12 protein-coding genes are annotated in these 16,539 nt (G+C 61.1%); 5 read left to right on the top strand and 7 right to left on the bottom strand.

Going from position 1 to position 16,539, the window contains the following annotated elements; all coding sequences use genetic code 11:
- Nucleotides 1–77: 77 nt before the first annotated feature.
- The 3 genes from PG879_RS02035 to metK all read right to left on the bottom strand — a co-directional run bounded on the left by PG879_RS02035 (nucleotide 78) and on the right by metK (nucleotide 2,603).
- Nucleotides 78–770 carry an endonuclease gene (locus PG879_RS02035; protein ID WP_039040144.1) on the bottom strand — a complete coding sequence of 231 codons (693 nt, stop codon included), beginning with the start codon at nucleotides 768–770 and terminating at the stop codon, nucleotides 78–80.
- Between the two features lie 73 nt (nucleotides 771–843).
- Nucleotides 844–1,383: a SprT family zinc-dependent metalloprotease gene (locus PG879_RS02030; RefSeq protein ID WP_270829635.1), complete on the bottom strand. Its 540-nt coding sequence runs from the start codon at nucleotides 1,381–1,383 to the stop codon at nucleotides 844–846.
- A gap of 68 nt (nucleotides 1,384–1,451) precedes the next feature.
- A complete protein-coding gene (gene metK, locus PG879_RS02025; RefSeq protein ID WP_010673869.1) occupies nucleotides 1,452–2,603 on the bottom strand; it encodes a methionine adenosyltransferase in 1,152 nt (383 codons plus the stop codon).
- A 341-nt stretch (nucleotides 2,604–2,944) separates the two neighbouring features.
- Between metK and tkt the strand changes: the two genes are divergently transcribed.
- Nucleotides 2,945–4,936 (top strand): transketolase, encoded by a 1,992-nt coding sequence (gene tkt, locus PG879_RS02020; RefSeq protein WP_182976411.1) that lies wholly within the window; start codon nucleotides 2,945–2,947, stop codon nucleotides 4,934–4,936.
- Between the two features lie 273 nt (nucleotides 4,937–5,209).
- Entirely contained in the window at nucleotides 5,210–5,839 is a 630-nt protein-coding gene (locus tag PG879_RS02015; RefSeq protein WP_270829634.1) for a DUF6680 family protein, read from the top strand.
- Between the two features lie 74 nt (nucleotides 5,840–5,913).
- Here PG879_RS02015 and PG879_RS02010 read toward each other — a convergent pair whose 3' ends face one another.
- On the bottom strand, nucleotides 5,914–7,179 hold the full coding sequence (locus PG879_RS02010) for a RidA family protein (RefSeq protein ID WP_270829633.1): 1,266 nt from the start codon (nucleotides 7,177–7,179) through the stop codon (nucleotides 5,914–5,916).
- 1,200 nt (nucleotides 7,180–8,379) lie between these two features.
- On the opposite strand from PG879_RS02010, the gene PG879_RS02005 reads away from it, so the two are divergent.
- Together PG879_RS02005 and PG879_RS02000 are read left to right on the top strand one after the other, a co-directional pair.
- On the top strand, nucleotides 8,380–9,120 hold the full coding sequence (locus tag PG879_RS02005; protein ID WP_270829632.1) for a hypothetical protein: 741 nt from the start codon (nucleotides 8,380–8,382) through the stop codon (nucleotides 9,118–9,120).
- Nucleotides 9,121–9,496: 376 nt separating this feature from the next.
- Nucleotides 9,497–9,898 (top strand): hypothetical protein, encoded by a 402-nt coding sequence (locus tag PG879_RS02000; RefSeq protein WP_234929074.1) that lies wholly within the window; start codon nucleotides 9,497–9,499, stop codon nucleotides 9,896–9,898.
- 111 nt (nucleotides 9,899–10,009) lie between these two features.
- On the opposite strand, the gene PG879_RS01995 is transcribed toward PG879_RS02000, so the two are convergent.
- On the bottom strand, nucleotides 10,010–11,134 hold the full coding sequence (locus PG879_RS01995; RefSeq protein ID WP_270829629.1) for an anhydro-N-acetylmuramic acid kinase: 1,125 nt from the start codon (nucleotides 11,132–11,134) through the stop codon (nucleotides 10,010–10,012).
- A gap of 154 nt (nucleotides 11,135–11,288) precedes the next feature.
- Entirely contained in the window at nucleotides 11,289–12,599 is a 1,311-nt protein-coding gene (locus PG879_RS01990; RefSeq protein WP_270829628.1) for a peptidoglycan DD-metalloendopeptidase family protein, read from the bottom strand.
- 114 nt (nucleotides 12,600–12,713) lie between these two features.
- On the opposite strand from PG879_RS01990, the gene tyrS reads away from it, so the two are divergent.
- Nucleotides 12,714–13,913, top strand: a complete 1,200-nt coding sequence (gene tyrS, locus PG879_RS01985; protein ID WP_039040151.1) for a tyrosine--tRNA ligase — start codon at nucleotides 12,714–12,716, stop codon at nucleotides 13,911–13,913.
- 78 nt (nucleotides 13,914–13,991) lie between these two features.
- Here tyrS and ygjK read toward each other — a convergent pair whose 3' ends face one another.
- A complete protein-coding gene (gene ygjK / locus PG879_RS01980) occupies nucleotides 13,992–16,472 on the bottom strand; it encodes an alpha-glucosidase (protein WP_270829626.1) in 2,481 nt (826 codons plus the stop codon).
- Nucleotides 16,473–16,539: the final 67 nt, after the last annotated feature.

Below are 16,539 nucleotides of genomic sequence, written 5' to 3'. Positions count from 1 at the left end.
GGCGAGCAAGGCTCGCGAGACAGAGAGTGAAGGGATTCAGGAGGAGGGGGACGCTCCCCCTCCCTGGTCAAATGGGGTTATTGGCACTGCTTTTCAATGAAGGGATTGGTATTGCCCTGCAGCTTGCCGATACGGCGGTTGCGCTCGCACTCCCAGCGATCAGCCGGATACTGCCTGTCCCAGGCTTCGTAAAGCTTGCGCTGCTGGGCCGCCAGACGCAGTCCGTACTGCTGGCTCATGTAGAGGTAGGCGCGGGCGATCTGGCCACGCACCGGCCCCTTGGGCGGCTGCACCTGGCGCTCCTTGAAGTCCACCAGCATCTGGCACTTACCGTACTGGTTCGGTTTGCCGTTCCAGTCGCTGAAGCGGAAGTTCGCCCGATCGCCGTTCACCTCGCCGATGGCGGGGAAGAGGTTGTGCATGTCTCCCTCCATCCTGTTGAACTCGTCGCTCTTGCCGCAATTCTTGCGACCCCCGTCCTGCCAGCACTGGAGCTGGTGGCCGAACTCCCAGGCGGGCACCACGTGCTCCCATTCGATGCGGGAGGCCCGCTCGGCCTGCTTGCGCGGCAGGTAGCCGCAGCTCTCCCAGTCGGGGGCCATCTTCTTGCCGCTGAACTTGATGTTGCAGCCGCAGTAGAAGGTGACGGGGTGGCTCTGGTAGAGCTTGTTCAGATCCTGCTTGGCGGCGCGAAAGGTCTGGATGTTGTCGGCATGGGCCGGGGCGCTGACCAGCAGGGCCAGGCAGAGGGAGAGCAGAGGGCGAAACATGAATATCCTTGGCAATGAGACAGTTGAATGAAGTAAGCGCGCACCCTATCACAGGAGCGCGACACGGGGTGACTCAATCCGCCGTCGTGTCGCGCTGCCACACCAGGGGCTGGCGACAGCGGCGGCAGTGATAGCGGGCCTCGCCGCGCATCACCTTGTTGTGGCGGCGCACGGAGAGGGGATGCTGCTGGCAGGCGCAGGCATACACGAAGGTGCGCTGGGCCAGCACCCCCAGATCGAAGCTGTGGGTGGTGCTGGGTTCGAGACCGAACAGCTCCCGCATCACCGACTGCCACTGGCGGCCGTGGGGCAGTACCCGGCTCTTGCCGCGCCCCTCTCCCCAGAGCGCATAGACCAGCAGGTGCGCCACCTCGTGGGGCACCACTTCCCTGAGAAACGCCTGCTGATTGGCCTGATAGAGCGTCGGATTGAAACGCAGCTCCCAGGTTTGCAGCCGAGCAGACCCTGCCGCCCGGCCCCGCATGTTGCAGTGGACTTGCGGGCGGGGAAAGGTGCGGCCAAGGCGTGTTTCGGCCTGTACAAAGCAGGCCTCGACGCGCGCGAGCAGCGTCTCGATGAGGGCGGGGTCAAGCCGGGTGGCAGTGGCAGGCATGGGATCCTCGGGACAGGACACAAAAGCAAAAGGGGAGCCAGGCTCCCCTTTTATCACAACCTCGAGCCTTACAGGCCGGCGGCAGCGCGCAGCAGCTCGGCCTTGTCGGTCTTCTCCCAGGGGAACTCGTCGCGGCCGAAGTGGCCGTAAGCGGCGGTTGCCTGGTAGATCGGGCGCTTCAGATCCAGCATCTCGATGAGACCATAGGGGCGCAGCTCGAAGAACTCGCGCACCAGCTTGACCAGCAGGGCTTCGGCTACCTTGCCGGTGCCGAAGGTTTCGACGCTGATGGAGGTGGGCTCGGCCACGCCGATGGCGTAGGAGACCTGCACTTCACAGCGATCCGCGAGGCCTGCGGCCACGATGTTCTTGGCCACGTAGCGGGCGGCGTAGGCGGCGGAGCGGTCCACCTTGGACGGATCCTTGCCGGAGAAGGCGCCACCACCGTGACGGGCCATGCCGCCGTAGGTGTCGACGATGATCTTGCGACCGGTCAGACCGCAGTCACCCATGGGGCCGCCGATGACGAAACGGCCGGTCGGGTTGATGAAGTACTTGGTGTCCTTGTTGATCCACTCGGCCGGCAGCACCGGCTTGATGATCTCTTCGCGCACCGCTTCCACCAGATCGCTGTGGCTGATGGAGTCGCAATGCTGGGTGGAGAGCACCACGGCATCGACACCCAGGATCTTGCCTGCGTCGTCGTAGGCGAAGGTCAGCTGGCTCTTGGCGTCCGGACGCAGCCACGGCAGGGTGCCGTTCTTGCGCACTTCTGCCTGACGCTTCACCAGCAGGTGGGAGTAGGTGATGGGCGCGGGCATCAGCACGTCAGTTTCGTTGGTGGCGTAGCCGAACATCAGGCCCTGGTCACCGGCACCTTGCTCCAGCGGGTCGGTACGGTCGACGCCCTGGTTGATGTCCGGAGACTGTTTGCCGATGGCGTTCAGCACGGCGCAGGAGTCGGCGTCGAAGCCCATGTCGGAGTGGGTATAACCAATCTCGCGCACGGTGTCGCGCACGATCTGTTCGATGTCGACCCAGGCAGAGGTGGTCACTTCGCCGGCTACCATCACCATGCCGGTCTTGACCAGGGTTTCGCAGGCGACGCGCGCCTTGGTGTCCTGCTGCAGGATGGCGTCCAGCACCGCATCGGAGATCTGGTCGGCGATTTTATCGGGATGGCCTTCGGAGACCGACTCGGAAGTAAACAGCTTTGCCATGTTTGGTTCTCGATTCGTAAGGGTTATCGCCTTGGCCATAACCGGATAATGACAGGATGACTGTAGAGGTATCTACATCTGGACGTCTATTTTAAATAGGTCATCCGGTGATTGCCAGCACTATTTGGGGGTGGAGCCGCCCGGGGCGGGACGGGGAAAGGGGGCTACCTCCATGGAGGTAAGGCAGGGGGCGGATTGAATCGTTTTCCCCGCCCAGAAAAGCGATTGTGCTCCCAAAGCCACTTTATTCGCCCAGATAATATTTGCACGCCGCGCCCCCTGCTGGGACAATAACGCGCCTTAATCTTGGCCATCAAATGAAGCAATCGCAGGAGATACAGATGCCTTCTCGTAAAGAGCTTGCCAATGCCATTCGTGCATTGAGTATGGATGCCGTTCAAAAAGCCAACTCCGGTCACCCGGGCGCCCCCATGGGAATGGCGGATATCGCTGAAGTGCTGTGGCGCAGCCACCTCAAACACAACCCGAACAACCCCAAGTGGGCCGACCGCGACCGTTTCATTCTCTCCAACGGCCACGGCTCCATGCTGCTGTACTCCCTGCTGCACCTCTCCGGTTATGACCTCTCCATCGACGATCTGAAAAACTTCCGCCAACTGCACTCTCGCACCCCGGGTCACCCGGAGTACGGTTATGCGCCGGGCGTTGAAACCACGACCGGTCCGCTGGGTCAGGGCATCACCAACGCCGTGGGCATGGCGATCGCCGAGAAGGCCATGGCCGAGCAGTTCAACCAGCCGGGTCACGACATCGTCGACCACTACACCTACGCCTTCATGGGCGACGGCTGCCTGATGGAAGGTATCTCCCACGAAGCCTGCTCCCTGGCCGGCACCCTGGGCCTGGGCAAGCTGATCGCGTTCTGGGATGACAACGGCATCTCCATCGACGGTCACGTAGAAGGCTGGTTCACCGACGACACTCCCAAGCGCTTCGAAGCCTACGGCTGGCACGTCATCCCGGCCGTTGACGGTCACAATCCGGAAGCCATCAACGCCGCCATCGAAGCCGCCAAGGCCGAGACCGGCAAGCCGACCCTGATCTGCTGCCGCACCATCATCGGTTACGGTTCCCCGAACAAGTCCGGCTCCCACGACTGCCACGGCGCACCGCTGGGCAATGACGAGATCGCCGCCGCCCGTGCCTTCCTGAAGTGGGACCACGCGCCGTTCGTCATCCCGTCCGACATCGCCGCCGAGTGGAACGGTCAGGAGAAGGGCGCCAAGCTCGAATCCGACTGGGCTGCCAAGTTCGCCGCCTATGAAGCCGCTCACCCGGCCCTGGCTGCCGAGTTCAAGCGCCGCACCGCAGGCGAGCTGCCGGCCAACTGGGCTGCTGAATCCGCCAAGATCATCGAAACCCTGCAGGCCAACCCGGCCAAGATCGCGACCCGTAAAGCGTCCCAGAACTCCCTGGAAGCCTTCGGCAAGCTGCTGCCGGAATTCATGGGCGGCTCAGCGGATCTCGCGCCGTCCAACCTGACCATGTGGTCCGGCTCCAAGTCCCTGACTCCCGAGAGCGCCGCAGGCAACTACATCCACTACGGCGTGCGCGAGTTCGGCATGTCCGCCATCATGAACGGCATCGCCCTGCACGGTGGTTTCATCCCCTACGGCGCCACCTTCCTGATGTTCATGGAGTACGCCCGCAACGCCCTGCGCATGGCCGCCCTGATGAAGCAGCGCGCCATCTTCGTCTACACCCACGACTCCATCGGTCTGGGTGAAGATGGTCCGACTCACCAGCCGGTCGAGCAGATCGCCTCCCTGCGTCTGACCCCGAACATGAGCACCTGGCGCCCGTGTGACCAGGTAGAGTCCGCCATCGCCTGGAAACACGCCATCGAGCGTACCGACGGCCCGACCTCCCTGATCTTCTCCCGTCAGAACCTGGCCCAGATGGACCGCACCGCCCAGCAACTGGCCGATGCCGCCAAGGGTGGTTACGTGCTGAAGGATTGCGCCGGTACCCCGGAACTGATCCTGATCGCCACCGGTTCCGAAGTGGAGCTGGCCGTGGCTGCCTATGAGCAGCTGACTGCCAAGGGCCGTGCCGTGCGCGTGGTCTCCATCCCCTCTACCGACGTGTTCGATGCCCAGTCCGCCGAGTACAAGGAGTCTGTCCTGCCAGCCGCCGTCACCAAGCGTGTGGCCATCGAAGCGGGCATCGCCGACTACTGGTACAAGTACGTGGGCTTTGGCGGCAAGATCATCGGCATGCGCACCTTCGGTGAGTCCGCCCCGGCCGAGCTGCTGTTCAAGGAATTCGGCTTTACCGTGGAAAACGTGGTGGCGACCGCAGAGTCCCTGTAATAGCTGACCATTGGGCCACTCTGGCCCAGTAGCCGGAAAATAAAACGCCCTCCATCGCAAGATGGGGGGCGTTTTTTGTTAGTTCGTCATTGTTTATTTGATAAGGTAATTTTTATGGGGTTAGTGTATAAGTAATTTTATCAAATATAAGTTTTAGCATACGTATGATCATATTTTATAAATTGATATAAAGTTAAATATAGTGTGGTGCTGAACAGCATTGTGATATGTTTTTTAATTTATCATGAGTTATGTAATCAACAGAGGTTTAGTATGCTGATAACAATGAGTGACTGGTTGATGATGCTAGCAGTAATTCTTGGTCCTATCTTAGCTGTCCAAATTCAAAAGTTTCTTGATCGTAGATCAGAAGATAGAAATAAAAAAATGGCGGTGTTTCGAGATCTTATGACTACCAGAGCCTCAACTTTAGCATTTCAGCATGTATCGGCTCTTAATATGGTTGGATTAGAGTTTAATGGGCGGAATTATTCGAAGGTTGTAAATGCATGGAAGACATATTTAGATCATCTTAATTCATATCCAAATGATGATGAAAGCATGCAAAAAATTTGGGAGGAAAAGCGAAATGATCAGCTGTCTGATCTCTTGTATGAAATGGGTGAGTCCTTAGGTTTTGATTTCGATAAGGTTCATATCAAGAAAGCTGGATATTTTCCAAAGGCGTACGCTGATCAAGAGACTGAGCAAAAATACATCCGAAGTCAATTGGTGGATGTATTTCTTGGTAAGAAGTCTATCCCAATGTCGATTGTTTATTTTCCTAGTGATGATGAGGCTCTAAAAACTCAAAAGGAGCTTCATTGCTTGATGAAGGAGCATTTTGAAGGTAAGCGTTCAATTCCCGTTACAATAAAGGATGAAGTTAACGGAAAGTTGTAATCACAGCTTGTACAGATATAGCTATTACCTGACACCGGCCTAAGCCGGTGTCTTTTCATTATTTAAAGCGAGCTTTAAACCTGCGGCGGGGTACTTTCCGCATTGGACATCACCGCATCCATCTGCACCAGGGCGCCGGCGGGCAGCTCGCTTACCCCGAATACGGTGCGGGCAGGCAGATAGCCCGGGAAATATTTGGCGTAGATGGCATCCACGTCCGCCAGATCCGCGATGTTCTTCACCTGGATATTGACCTTGACGATATCGTCCATCACATGGCCGATGCTCTCGACGATGGTCTTGATATGGCCGAGGCACTGGGCGGTCTGCTCACGGACGCAACCGGTCAGCACTTTGCCGGTGGTCATGTCGAGCGGCAACTGGCCGGCGATATGGTTGTAGTGAGAGAAGGCGACGCTCTGGGTATGCAGCGGGCTTCTCGGTGCCTTGTCGGTATTGCGGGCGCGGATCACCAGATTGTGTCTGTCTTCCACCAGCTGGGGCGGGGTGCCGTCACCGTGGGAGATGACCGCATCCATCTGCACCCGGGCACCCAGCGGCAGGGCAGAGGCCGCGATCACGCTGCGGGCCGGCAGATAGGCGACGGCACGGGCGATGGCGGAGTCCGGGAAGAAGGTGGTGTAGACCTCGTTGACGGCGTCGAGATCCGCCAGATTGGTCAGATAGACGGTCACCTTGACGATGTCGTCGAAGGGCACGTCGATGCTCTCCAGCACGGTTTTGATATTGCGCAGGCACTGGGCCGCCTGTTCGCGAATGCCACCGTCAACCAGGGCGCCGGAGGCGGGGTCGAGGGGCAGCTGGGCACCGATATTGTTGTAGTGGGAGAAGGCGACGCTCTGGCTGGAGAGCGGATCCTGCGGCGCCTTGTCGCTATTGCGGGAGATCTTGAGCAGCGGGCAGGGAGCCTGGGGGAAGGTGCCTTCCCCGTTGGAGAGCAGGGCGTCCATCTGCACCCTGGCGCCGAGCGGCAGACCGGCGACGGCGAGCACTGTGCGGGTCGGCAGCGAGTGGGGGAAGAATTCCCGATAGACGGCGTTGACGGCATCGAGGTCGGCGATGTCCGCGAGGAACAGGGTCACCTTCACCATGTCCTCCATGCCGTGGCCAATGCTCTGGACGATGGCCTGGATATTGGTGAGACACTGTCTGGCCTGCGCCTGGATATCCCCTGCGACCAGCGCGCCCGTTTTCGGGTCGACCGGAAGCTGGGCGGCAATATTGTTGTAGTGGGAGAAGGCCACGCTCTGGGTATAGGGCCCCAGATCCTGAGGCGCATTGGAGGTATTTCTGGCGGATTTGATGATGGTACCACTCATGGCGATACTCCTTTTCGTTTTTGATGTAGGGTCCGGGCCGCATTGTTCTTCCCTGGCCGAATGCGGCACGCTGATGACTCGTGATATTGCGGCAACAGTTGCCCGTTCCCGCCGCAGGGCGACGGAGAAAAGGAGAACGATCATCACAGTGTCGAGCCCTGTTTCGATGCAGACAGCGCGTGCAACAGACAAGGGAGAGAAGTTGGCCTGGTGATTCAGACGGGAGAATTCTAGGGGGCGGTTATCCCGGGATGCAAACCGGGATCCTGTTTCTATGAGGTGGCTCAACAGAGTGAAATATATTCATTTTGCGATTCAATTCATGACGGACATGGCAAATAAAGGTGATGATGATCCCGCTTTACCATGAAAGTGGAACCAGATAGCGCCATATTGTCGCGCATCAGGGTTACAGCCTGTGAATCCTCCGTTAATACTTTTGGAGAAATTGCAGCTTATTCTCCCGGTTTTGCATAGCTATCTATTTATCGCTCTCTCGACGCCCTGTTCAGCGCCGCCAAAATATGCTGCGGTGAGCACACTGAAATAACATTCACCCTCTTTGCATGGCCACAGGTCATGACATAAATACGGGAGAAAGAGAGGGCGCTTTTTAGCCCCTGCGGCGGAGGCTGACATGGGCGGGTCGCCACACCGCCTATGCCATATCTTTTCAGTGGCGCGAACGCAGCCCGCCAACAAGGCTCATAAGCAAGGGGAGGGGGCCTTCCCCTTGCTTGCCCCGACTTGCCGCCCCCCGATGCATATCACTCCTGTCATGACCCTCCCTGTGAGGGGGCCCCGGAGTCCGCCCTGCTTTGCCGCCCTGGCGTATCCCGCACTCCTTGCGATGCAGCCGGCTCATCTTCACCGCACCATCCTTATTTGTGTTCTTTGTCATCAACTGCCGTTATTGCGACCTGGGTCGGGGTTTGGGTGGATTATTAACTGTATGATTAATAATGAAATCAGGGACCCTGCGGACGAGCAGCACGGATCGGCACTCATCTGCCCGGGAGTGGCACATGCGATCGCATCGCGATCCCCGTCATCTGACTTCGGAGGTTTTATGCTTGGATTCATTCTGGGTGACATGTACAGCCGCACCAGCGGGTTTCGGCCACCCCCCCGCCTAGGCAAGCACTTCCCCCTCGCCCCGACTATCAACTGCGTGGTCGCACCGGCGCAGCCATCCTGACCATGGAGACCCTGCTCGATACCCCCTATCCCCAGAAGAAGTTCAGAGCCCTGATCTATGGCGCCTTTATCGAGCGCCAGCGTCGCCTCTTTGCCGAGCAGGTGGTCATTGGCCGGATGGAGGAGGGCCAGGACCTGGCGATCGCCATCGATCTTGCCTTTATCAGCACGGCGGTGCCCATCGGTCTGCTCGCCATCTCGGAGGAGATCGCGCTGCTGACCACCCCCCGTCCCACCCAGACCCATCCTCATCAGGCGGCCTTGAGCCAGGCGCTCGACTGCACCGCCATGCTGATGTTCTATGCCAAGGTCATTCGCCAGCGCAATGCGGTGCTTGAGCACATCGGCCACCAGTTCGGCTACAGGCCGCAGGCCGGGCTGGTGGCCAGGGTGGGCCACGGCGGGGAAGATGACTATGCCGCCTTCATGGTCAATGTGATGACCTGCATCGCCCATTCGGGCTCCTTCAAGGAGGCGCTGGAGAATGGCGTCAGGATGGGCATGCACGAGCCCGCCTTCTTCTGTATCGTCGGCGCCCTGGCCTCGACCCTGTGGGGAGTCCCCAAACCCTGGGCCCATGAGATCTCTCGATTCATCCAGCGCCAGCATCCCCACTATCTCCAGATCCTGCTGCGGGGCGAAGCCAGGGTGGGCCGCAGACAGATCAACCTGGAGCCTCCCAAACCGCCGCTCTGTGCACCGGTCAAGCGCCAGGTAAACCGCTTCCTGAAGTGGGCCTTCTAGGGCCATGGGAGTGCTCTCGAGGTGCGGGCCCATGGTGCCATCCCATCGGCCCGCCCCTCCTGAGGGTCATCACGGGGCTGTTATCTCACTGACCCCTGATCCCCCGGCTACCTTGCCCAAGAGGGGATGGCCAGAAAAGCCAACGGCTGCACGGGGGACAAGGGGCGGGTAGAAGGTGATCCACCTCGCCTTTTGATGTGAACGTCTTTTGATGTTTGGCGCCATACGCATACCATGCGCAGCGTGTGTTCCTGTTGGGGGAGGTGCCGCCCATCGCCTCGTGGCTGGCTGCTGGTCCGTCATGATCACGGGATGCACAATCCGGGGCCGCCACGGCAACCCCTTATCGCCATAGCCAACAGGACGGAGTATCAGGATGGCCATTGCCATTGAACAGTCGGACAACACACTGAGGGTGAACAAGGATTGCTACGATCTGGGCCGCATCGTCGGCGTGCAGGTAAAAGCACTCGGCTGGATGGATCGGCTCAAGAAGACCTTGTTGCTGGGAGTGGTCACCTCCAGTGTGCTCTTTTACTTCACCCCTTCCTACGAGCAGGCGGGCAACTGGCTCATCGTGCTCTTCCTGCCCCTGGTGGGTTTTCTGTCTGGGGCCCTGATGGGGCTGCTCTCCAGCGCGAAATATGAGTTTTGCATCGAATTTTCCCACGCCGACGAGACGGGCGTGCAGTGGATCACCGCCGCCAGGAGCCGGCATGTCGCCGATTATGAGACCTTCAAGGCGCAGGCGGCCAGGTTGAAAGAGCGGCTCGGGTAGGGAGCACAGAGTGACGGGTCTGCGCCATCTGGCGCCAGGCATAACAACAAGCCCGATCAGGTGCACCTGTTCGGGCTTGTTCCATTAGGGGGAGGGCGCTCGGGAAGCGGCTCAGGCGGGATAGAGGGCGCCCAGTACCGCCGGGCGGCTAGCGCCGGTCACCGCAGGCAGGTTGCCCGGCTTTCGCTGGATAAAGCGTTGTGCCAGCCAGGCAAAGGCGGCCCCTTCCACCCAGTCCGGTGCAAGGCCGAGCTGGGCGGTGCTGGTCAGATGCCAGTCGGGCAGCAGGCAGGCCAGCTCCGCCAGCAGCGGGGCGTTGTGGGCGCCGCCGCCGCAGACAAACAGCTCGGGCCGGGTTGGCGCATCACGGTGGGCGGGCAACTGGCGGGCGATGCTGTGACAGGTGAGGGATTGCAGGGTACGCTGCACATCTGCGGGGGCGTATGCGCTGCCGTCCAGCTCGCCGTCGAGCCAGTCGAGGGTGAACATCTCACGCCCCGTGCTCTTGGGGGCGGGGGCGGCGAAGTAGGGGTGAGCCAGCAACTGCTCCAGCAGCGCAGGGATAAGCCTGCCGCTGGCGGCCCACTGGCCACCGGCATCGTAGCTGCCGCCGTGGGGCTGGTGGCGGCGATACCAGCCGTCGAGCAGGGTGTTGGCGGGGCCGGTATCGAAGCCATATACCCCTGAACCAGCCCCCCCGTCGGTCTGGCCGGGCAGCACCGAGATATTGGCAATGCCGCCGAGGTTCAGCACGACCCGTAGGGCGCCGGGACGGGCAAAGAGCGCCTGATGGAAGGCGGGCACCAGGGGCGCCCCCTGACCGCCGAGGGCCATGTCCATGGTGCGAAAATCGGCCACCACGTCGATGCCGGTCAGGGCAGCCAGCAGGGCCGCGTTGCCAATCTGCAGGGTAAAACCGAGGGCTGGGCGGTGGCGTATGGTCTGGCCGTGACTGCCGATGGCGCGAATCTCCTTGGGAGTCAGCGCCGCCTTGGCGAGCAAAGCCTGGGTGGCGGCGGCAAATTCGCGGGCCACCAGGTTGTCGGCGACCCCCATGCGGTCGATTTCGTTCTCCCCCGGGGTGCAAAGCGCATGCAGGGTGCGAGCCGTATCGGCAGGCCAGGGATGGCAGAGGGCCGCCTCGACCCGCAGTGCATCCCCCTCGATCTGCACCAGCACGGCGTCGATACCATCCATGCTGGTACCGGACATCAAGCCTATATAGCGTTCCGTCATGACAACCCTCTTTCAATGATGCAGGGGAACGGTTCGATGCCATGCCCCGCTCTGGTACCGGACATCCAGCCTATATAGCGTTCAGTCATGACAACCCCCTTTCAATGATGCAGGGGAACGGTTCGATACCGTGTTCCGCCTTGGTCGACAGCGCTCAGCTGTCGTCGCCGTTGCCCTTGTTTCTGGCCAGTTGCAGATCGGGGCTGTCCAGCTTGGCCAGTTGGGGCATGGCCTGGGCCTTGAAGCTGGCAAGCGCCCGCCCGCTGAGAGACTCCGCCTGGGGCAGGTTGAGGGTGCGCGGGTTCTTGTGCACGCCGCCCACCACGAATTCATAGTGCAGGTGTGGGCCTGTGACCCGGCCGGTGCCACCGAGCAGGCCGATGGTCTGCCCCTGCTTCACTCGCTGCCCCTTGTTGACGGTGCGCTTGGAGAGGTGCAGGTACTTGGTCACGTAGTTGTCCGCGTGCTTGATGAAGACGTAGTTGCCGTTGAACTGGTTGTAGCCGGCGGCCACCACGCTGCCGCCGCCCGCCGCCATGATGGGGGTCCCCACCGGCGCCACGTAGTCGATACCATTGTGGGGACGCACCTTGCCGGTGACCGGGTGAAGGCGGCGCGGATTGAAGTTGGAGCTGATGTATTTGAAGTTGACCGGTGCGCGCAGGAAGCTCTTGCGCATCGCCTTGCCGTCCGGGGTGTAGTAGTTGCCATCCGTGTTCAGCACGGCGCGGTAGATGGCCCCCTGATTGACGAACTCGGCGGCCAGGATGTCGCCGGAAGCAACCCGCTCGTCATCCTGGTATTTGTCCTGGTAGACCACCCGGAAGCTGTCCCCCGGTTGCAGGTCCTGGGCAAAGTCGATGTCCCAGCCGAAGATGGCGGCGAGATCCATGATCTGGTCTTCCGTGATGCCCGCTTCGACGGCGGCGCCCCAGAAGCTGGAGCGGATCTCCCCCTGGGCCACCTGTTCGCGGGTGTCGAGCTCGATCTTCACCGGCCTGGCCACGAAGCCGTCATCCCGGCGGTTCACCTTGAGCGCCTGCTCCAGGCTGTGGGGGTAATAGAGGCTGTGCAGCTCGCCGCCCTTGGTGAGCTTGAAGGTGAGCTCCTGACCGGGTTTGAGCAGGCGCAGGGTATCCGTGCCCTCGAGCTGGTCGATGAGGTGCAGATCCGTGGTGCTGAGGCCCAGGCGCTGGAAGATGACCCCCATGTTGTCGCCGCTGCGCACCTTCACCTGTCTGGTGACATAGCGCGGTTTGGGCGGGGTGACGGGCTCGGCCCGTGCCAGCTGGGCCTCCTCGTCGACCTGCTGCTCGACGGCCAGTTCGTTGTCGTTGTCATCGACCCGGGTGGCGACTGCCTGTTCGCTCGGCCAGGCCGCCAGCATCATCACCAGGATGCTCAGGATCAGCACCATCTTACGGTGCCAGTGAGGGAGAGAGTTGAAGGCGTGCCAAAGGACCATGAGAAGCTGACAAAGTTGAACCCGGAAGAAGGTCGGAGTTTACCGCCTTTCCAATTGGCCCGCCATTCCAGTAATATGTCTGGCCCTGTGGAATCGTGATTGGAGAGTCAAAAAATGTCCCAGCTCGAGGTGGCGCTAGCCGAGATCAAGCGCGGAGCGGAAGAAATTCTGGTTGAAGAAGAACTGATCGCCAAGTTGAAGGAAGGGCGCCCCCTGCGCATCAAGCTGGGGATGGACCCGACCGCGCCGGACATCCACTTGGGTCATACCGTGATCCTCAACAAGCTGAAGACCTTCCAGGATCTGGGCCATGAAGTGATCCTGCTGATCGGTGACTTCACCGCCATGGTGGGTGACCCCTCCGGCAAGAACGCCACCCGTCCGCCGCTCTCCGAAGAGGCCATCAAGCACAACGCCCTCACCTATGCCGAGCAGGCGTTCAAGATCCTCGACCCGGCCAAGACCCGCATCGAGTACAACTCCACCTGGCTGAGTGAGCTGGGCGCGACCGGCATGATCAAACTGGCGGCCAAGCAGACCGTGGCCCGCATGATGGAGCGCGACGACTTCAAGAAGCGCTACAGCAACGGCCAGTCCATCGCCATTCACGAATTCCTCTATCCGCTGCTGCAAGGCTATGACTCGGTCGCGCTGAAGGCGGACGTCGAGCTGGGCGGTACCGATCAGAAGTTCAACCTGCTGATGGGTCGCGAGCTGCAAAAAGATGCGGGCATGGCGACCCAGTGCGTGCTGATGATGCCGCTGCTGGTAGGCCTGGACGGTGTCAAGAAGATGTCCAAGTCCGCTGCCAACTACATCGGCGTGCACGATGCCCCGGGGGAGATGTTCGGCAAGATCATGTCCATCACCGACGATCTGATGTGGAACTACTACGAGCTGCTCTCCTTCCGTCCGCTCGCCGAGATTGAAGAGTTCAAGGCAGGTATCGCTGCCGGCACCCTCAACCCGCGCGACGTGAAGATCTGGCTGGCCAAGGAGATCATCGCCCGTTATCACGACGAAGCGGCGGCTGAGGCGGCCCACGAAGATTTCACCCAGCGCTTCTCCAAGAACGCCATTCCGGACGACATGCCGGAAGTCGAGCTGGCACTGGAAGGGGAAGGGCTGGCCATTGCCAACCTGCTCAAAGACGCCGATCTGGTGGCCACCACCTCCGAAGCGCTGCGGATGATCAAGCAGGGCGCGGTCAAGGTGGATGGCGAGAAGCTGGATGATGGCAAGGCCCTCATCGGTGCCGGTACCGCCGTCTACCAGGTTGGCAAGCGCAAGTTTGCCCGGGTGACCGTGAAGTAAGTCGCCACCTGCGGCCCTGCCATAAGAAAGGCCTCCCTTGCGGAGGCCTTTTTGTTGGCTCATTGCTGCAAAGAGGGATCAACCCTCGGTTTTCAGGAAGTTGCGATAGAGCATGTAGAGGTGGGCCGAGCTCCAGCTGAAGTTGCTGGCACCCTGCATGGCGCCGGTTTCCGGGTTGTAGTTCTCGCGGATGGGGCCGCTACCCGCCAGCCCCTCGGCGTTGGCAAACAGCTTGTTGACGAGCTGTTGGGCATCGCTGCGATAGCCGTAGTTCTCCAGCCCCTTCACCCCGAAGTAGAACTGATCCAGCCAGACCCGACCGCGCCAGTAGATGTCGGGGTCGTAGGCCGGGTTGGTCAGTGCCGCCGTGCCGAGCGGCACCCTGGTGTTGAACTCCTGGGCATTGAGCATCACCTCGCGCACCCGCGCCGCCTTCTCCTTGTCCGCTACCTCGGCCCAGAGCGGGCTCCACCCTTCCGGGCCACGGCCGCGGGCGGTCAACAGCTTGCCGACGCAGCCGTTGGCGTCGGGCAGATCCCCCTGGGCTATCTGGCGGTCGTAATAGAAGCCGGAGGCCTCATCGAACAGGCAGCTGTTGATGTAATCGGCCAGCTGGGTCGCCCCTTCGCGGTAGCGGCTCGCCTCGTCCGGCTTGCCGAGCAGCTCGGCCATGTCGGCCAGGATGCGCTTCTCCTTGGCGAGGAAGGCGTTGAGCTCCACCGACTCCTGATCGATGGAGAAGCCGATGAGGTTGCCGTCGTCCTGATGGTTTTCAAAGAAGAAGACGTTCCAGTCCTGGCGCGCCCTGGCCATGTCGCCGCCATAGGTCTTGTCGGCATAGCGCTTGAGCTGATCCGGCTCGATAAAGCCGAAGCGGGCGGCGTTGTCCATGCCGGACTCCCAGCCTGCGCCGTGCTGGGCGCCGATATCCATGTCGGCGTAGCCGCCAACGCTCAATACCTGCTGATAGAGCGCCATGCCGGCGCAGCCATACCAGCCATCTCCCTCATTGGTACAGCTCGACAGATCCAGCCCGACCGGTGCCCCCGTCGGGTACTGCACCTTGAAGGTGATGTTGCCGAACTCGTCGTTGTGCTCGACGTGGCGGGTGGCGCCATATTCGATGATGCCGTTGCGGTTGTTGTCCCGCGCCCGATACCACCAGTCGTGATAGGCCTGGATCTTCGGGTACATCTCGGCGATGAAGGCCTTGTCCTGGGTGGCGCTGTAGATCTCCCAGATGGCCCAGGCGGAGAGGGGCGGCTTGGTGTCGCGCTCGTTCCAGTTGCCGCCGTCGCCACCGCGATCGGCGAGCTTGTTGTAGAAGACGGCGTCGATCACCATGCCGGCATCCTGCGGGCGTACCGGGTCATCGGCCTGGATCTGGTAGTCATACATGGCGCGCACGTTGTTCTTGGCTACCTCGGGGTTGAAGTGGGCCATGGCGTAAGCGTGCTTCCAGCTGTCCCAGGCCCAGACCCCGTCGAACCAGCGGGCGGTGTTGGAGGGGGTCACCCCGTCGTGCAGGATGGCACCGGCCGGCGAGCGCCAGTTGCCGTTGAGGGTCTCCATCGCCTTGACCGCGATGCGCCGCTCCGACTCCGGGATCCCCTGATTGGAGAGGCCGCGCGCCAGGTAATCCTCCCAGCGGCGGATGGCGTCGTCGAAATGGCTGGCGGGGTCGGCCAGCAGCGCCAGGCGGCTTCGCTCGAAGCGACTCGCGTCAGCACTGCTGTGGACATAGCTCTGCAGGGTGTAGATATCCTGCTGGCCCTTGGCGGCCAGGGTGAGGCTGGCCTCGCTCACGTAGCCGAGCCCCTGCTCGTCGAGGGTGGTGCGACTGGGCAGGGTGCGATCGATGCGGTAGCTGGCGCTGCCGCTTTGCATGATGTTCCAGGTGCTGCGCAGTTTGCCGAACTGGAATGCCACGCCACGCTCGGTCTGGCTGATGGTGCGGGTCCAGGCGGGGTACTGCTCGGCGACCGTCTTGTTGGCATCCCACTGGTTGAGCAGCTCCCCCTGCCAGTTGAGCTTGAGGGTGAGGGGGGCATCAGTGTGGTTGATGAGGCGGGTACGAACCAGCGCAGTGCGGGCATCGCCGTAGCGCAGCTCCAGCTCCAGGGTGAAGGGGTCGAATTCGAAGCGTTGCACCAGCGCCCCCGGGATGGCGTACAGCGCCTGCTTGCTGGCGCTGGTGAGGGGAAAGGCGCGGCCGCTCTCGTCGCTCAGGGTCAGCTTGTCCAATTCGCTTGCGAAGAACAGGCTGTACTCCTCTGCGATGACCATGGGGCCGGTAAAGCCGCCCCATTCGCTGTCGCTGGCGGGCAGCAGGAAGCCGTGCCAGGCACCGAGATCGAGCAGCGGGTTGTATTTGAGGTTGGCGTAGCTGTCAAAGTCACGGAACTGGAGCGGGGTGCCGCTGCGGTCGATCACGTTCTGATACTGGTTCGCCAGGGTGGCGCTGGGGGCGGCCGGGCTGCTGGAGTCATTGCCGTTGCAGGCAGTGAGGCCGAACAGGGCGACGCTCAGGGTGATGGAAAGTAAATTATTACGAAACATCTCTCGCTCCAATGACAGTTTTTGTAGGTTGAGGAAGGTGTTTTTAGTGATTATTTTAGTGAAAGCG

It is taken from the genome of Aeromonas sp. QDB63, assembly GCF_027707425.1.
GTDB classification, from domain to species: Bacteria; Pseudomonadota; Gammaproteobacteria; order Enterobacterales; family Aeromonadaceae; genus Aeromonas; species Aeromonas caviae.
The sequence above is the reverse complement of the archived record's forward strand: the minus strand, read 5'-3'. Positions and strand labels throughout refer to the sequence as shown.

Bases quoted from the DNA above. Each gene is read 5' to 3' on its own strand.
- PG879_RS02035 (WP_039040144.1), bottom strand. From the start codon at position 770: ATGTTTCGCCCTCTGCTCTCCCTCTGCCTGGCCCTGCTGGTCAGCGCC.
- PG879_RS02030 (WP_270829635.1), bottom strand. From the start codon at position 1,383: ATGCCTGCCACTGCCACCCGGCTTGACCCCGCCCTCATCGAGACGCTG.
- metK (WP_010673869.1), bottom strand. From the start codon at position 2,603: ATGGCAAAGCTGTTTACTTCCGAGTCGGTCTCCGAAGGCCATCCCGAT.
- tkt (WP_182976411.1), top strand. From the start codon at position 2,945: ATGCCTTCTCGTAAAGAGCTTGCCAATGCCATTCGTGCATTGAGTATG.
- PG879_RS02015 (WP_270829634.1), top strand. From the start codon at position 5,210: ATGCTGATAACAATGAGTGACTGGTTGATGATGCTAGCAGTAATTCTT.
- PG879_RS02010 (WP_270829633.1), bottom strand. From the start codon at position 7,179: ATGAGTGGTACCATCATCAAATCCGCCAGAAATACCTCCAATGCGCCT.
- PG879_RS02005 (WP_270829632.1), top strand. From the start codon at position 8,380: ATGGAGACCCTGCTCGATACCCCCTATCCCCAGAAGAAGTTCAGAGCC.
- PG879_RS02000 (WP_234929074.1), top strand. From the start codon at position 9,497: ATGGCCATTGCCATTGAACAGTCGGACAACACACTGAGGGTGAACAAG.
- PG879_RS01995 (WP_270829629.1), bottom strand. From the start codon at position 11,134: ATGACGGAACGCTATATAGGCTTGATGTCCGGTACCAGCATGGATGGT.
- PG879_RS01990 (WP_270829628.1), bottom strand. From the start codon at position 12,599: ATGGTCCTTTGGCACGCCTTCAACTCTCTCCCTCACTGGCACCGTAAG.
- tyrS (WP_039040151.1), top strand. From the start codon at position 12,714: ATGTCCCAGCTCGAGGTGGCGCTAGCCGAGATCAAGCGCGGAGCGGAA.
- ygjK (WP_270829626.1), bottom strand. From the start codon at position 16,472: ATGTTTCGTAATAATTTACTTTCCATCACCCTGAGCGTCGCCCTGTTC.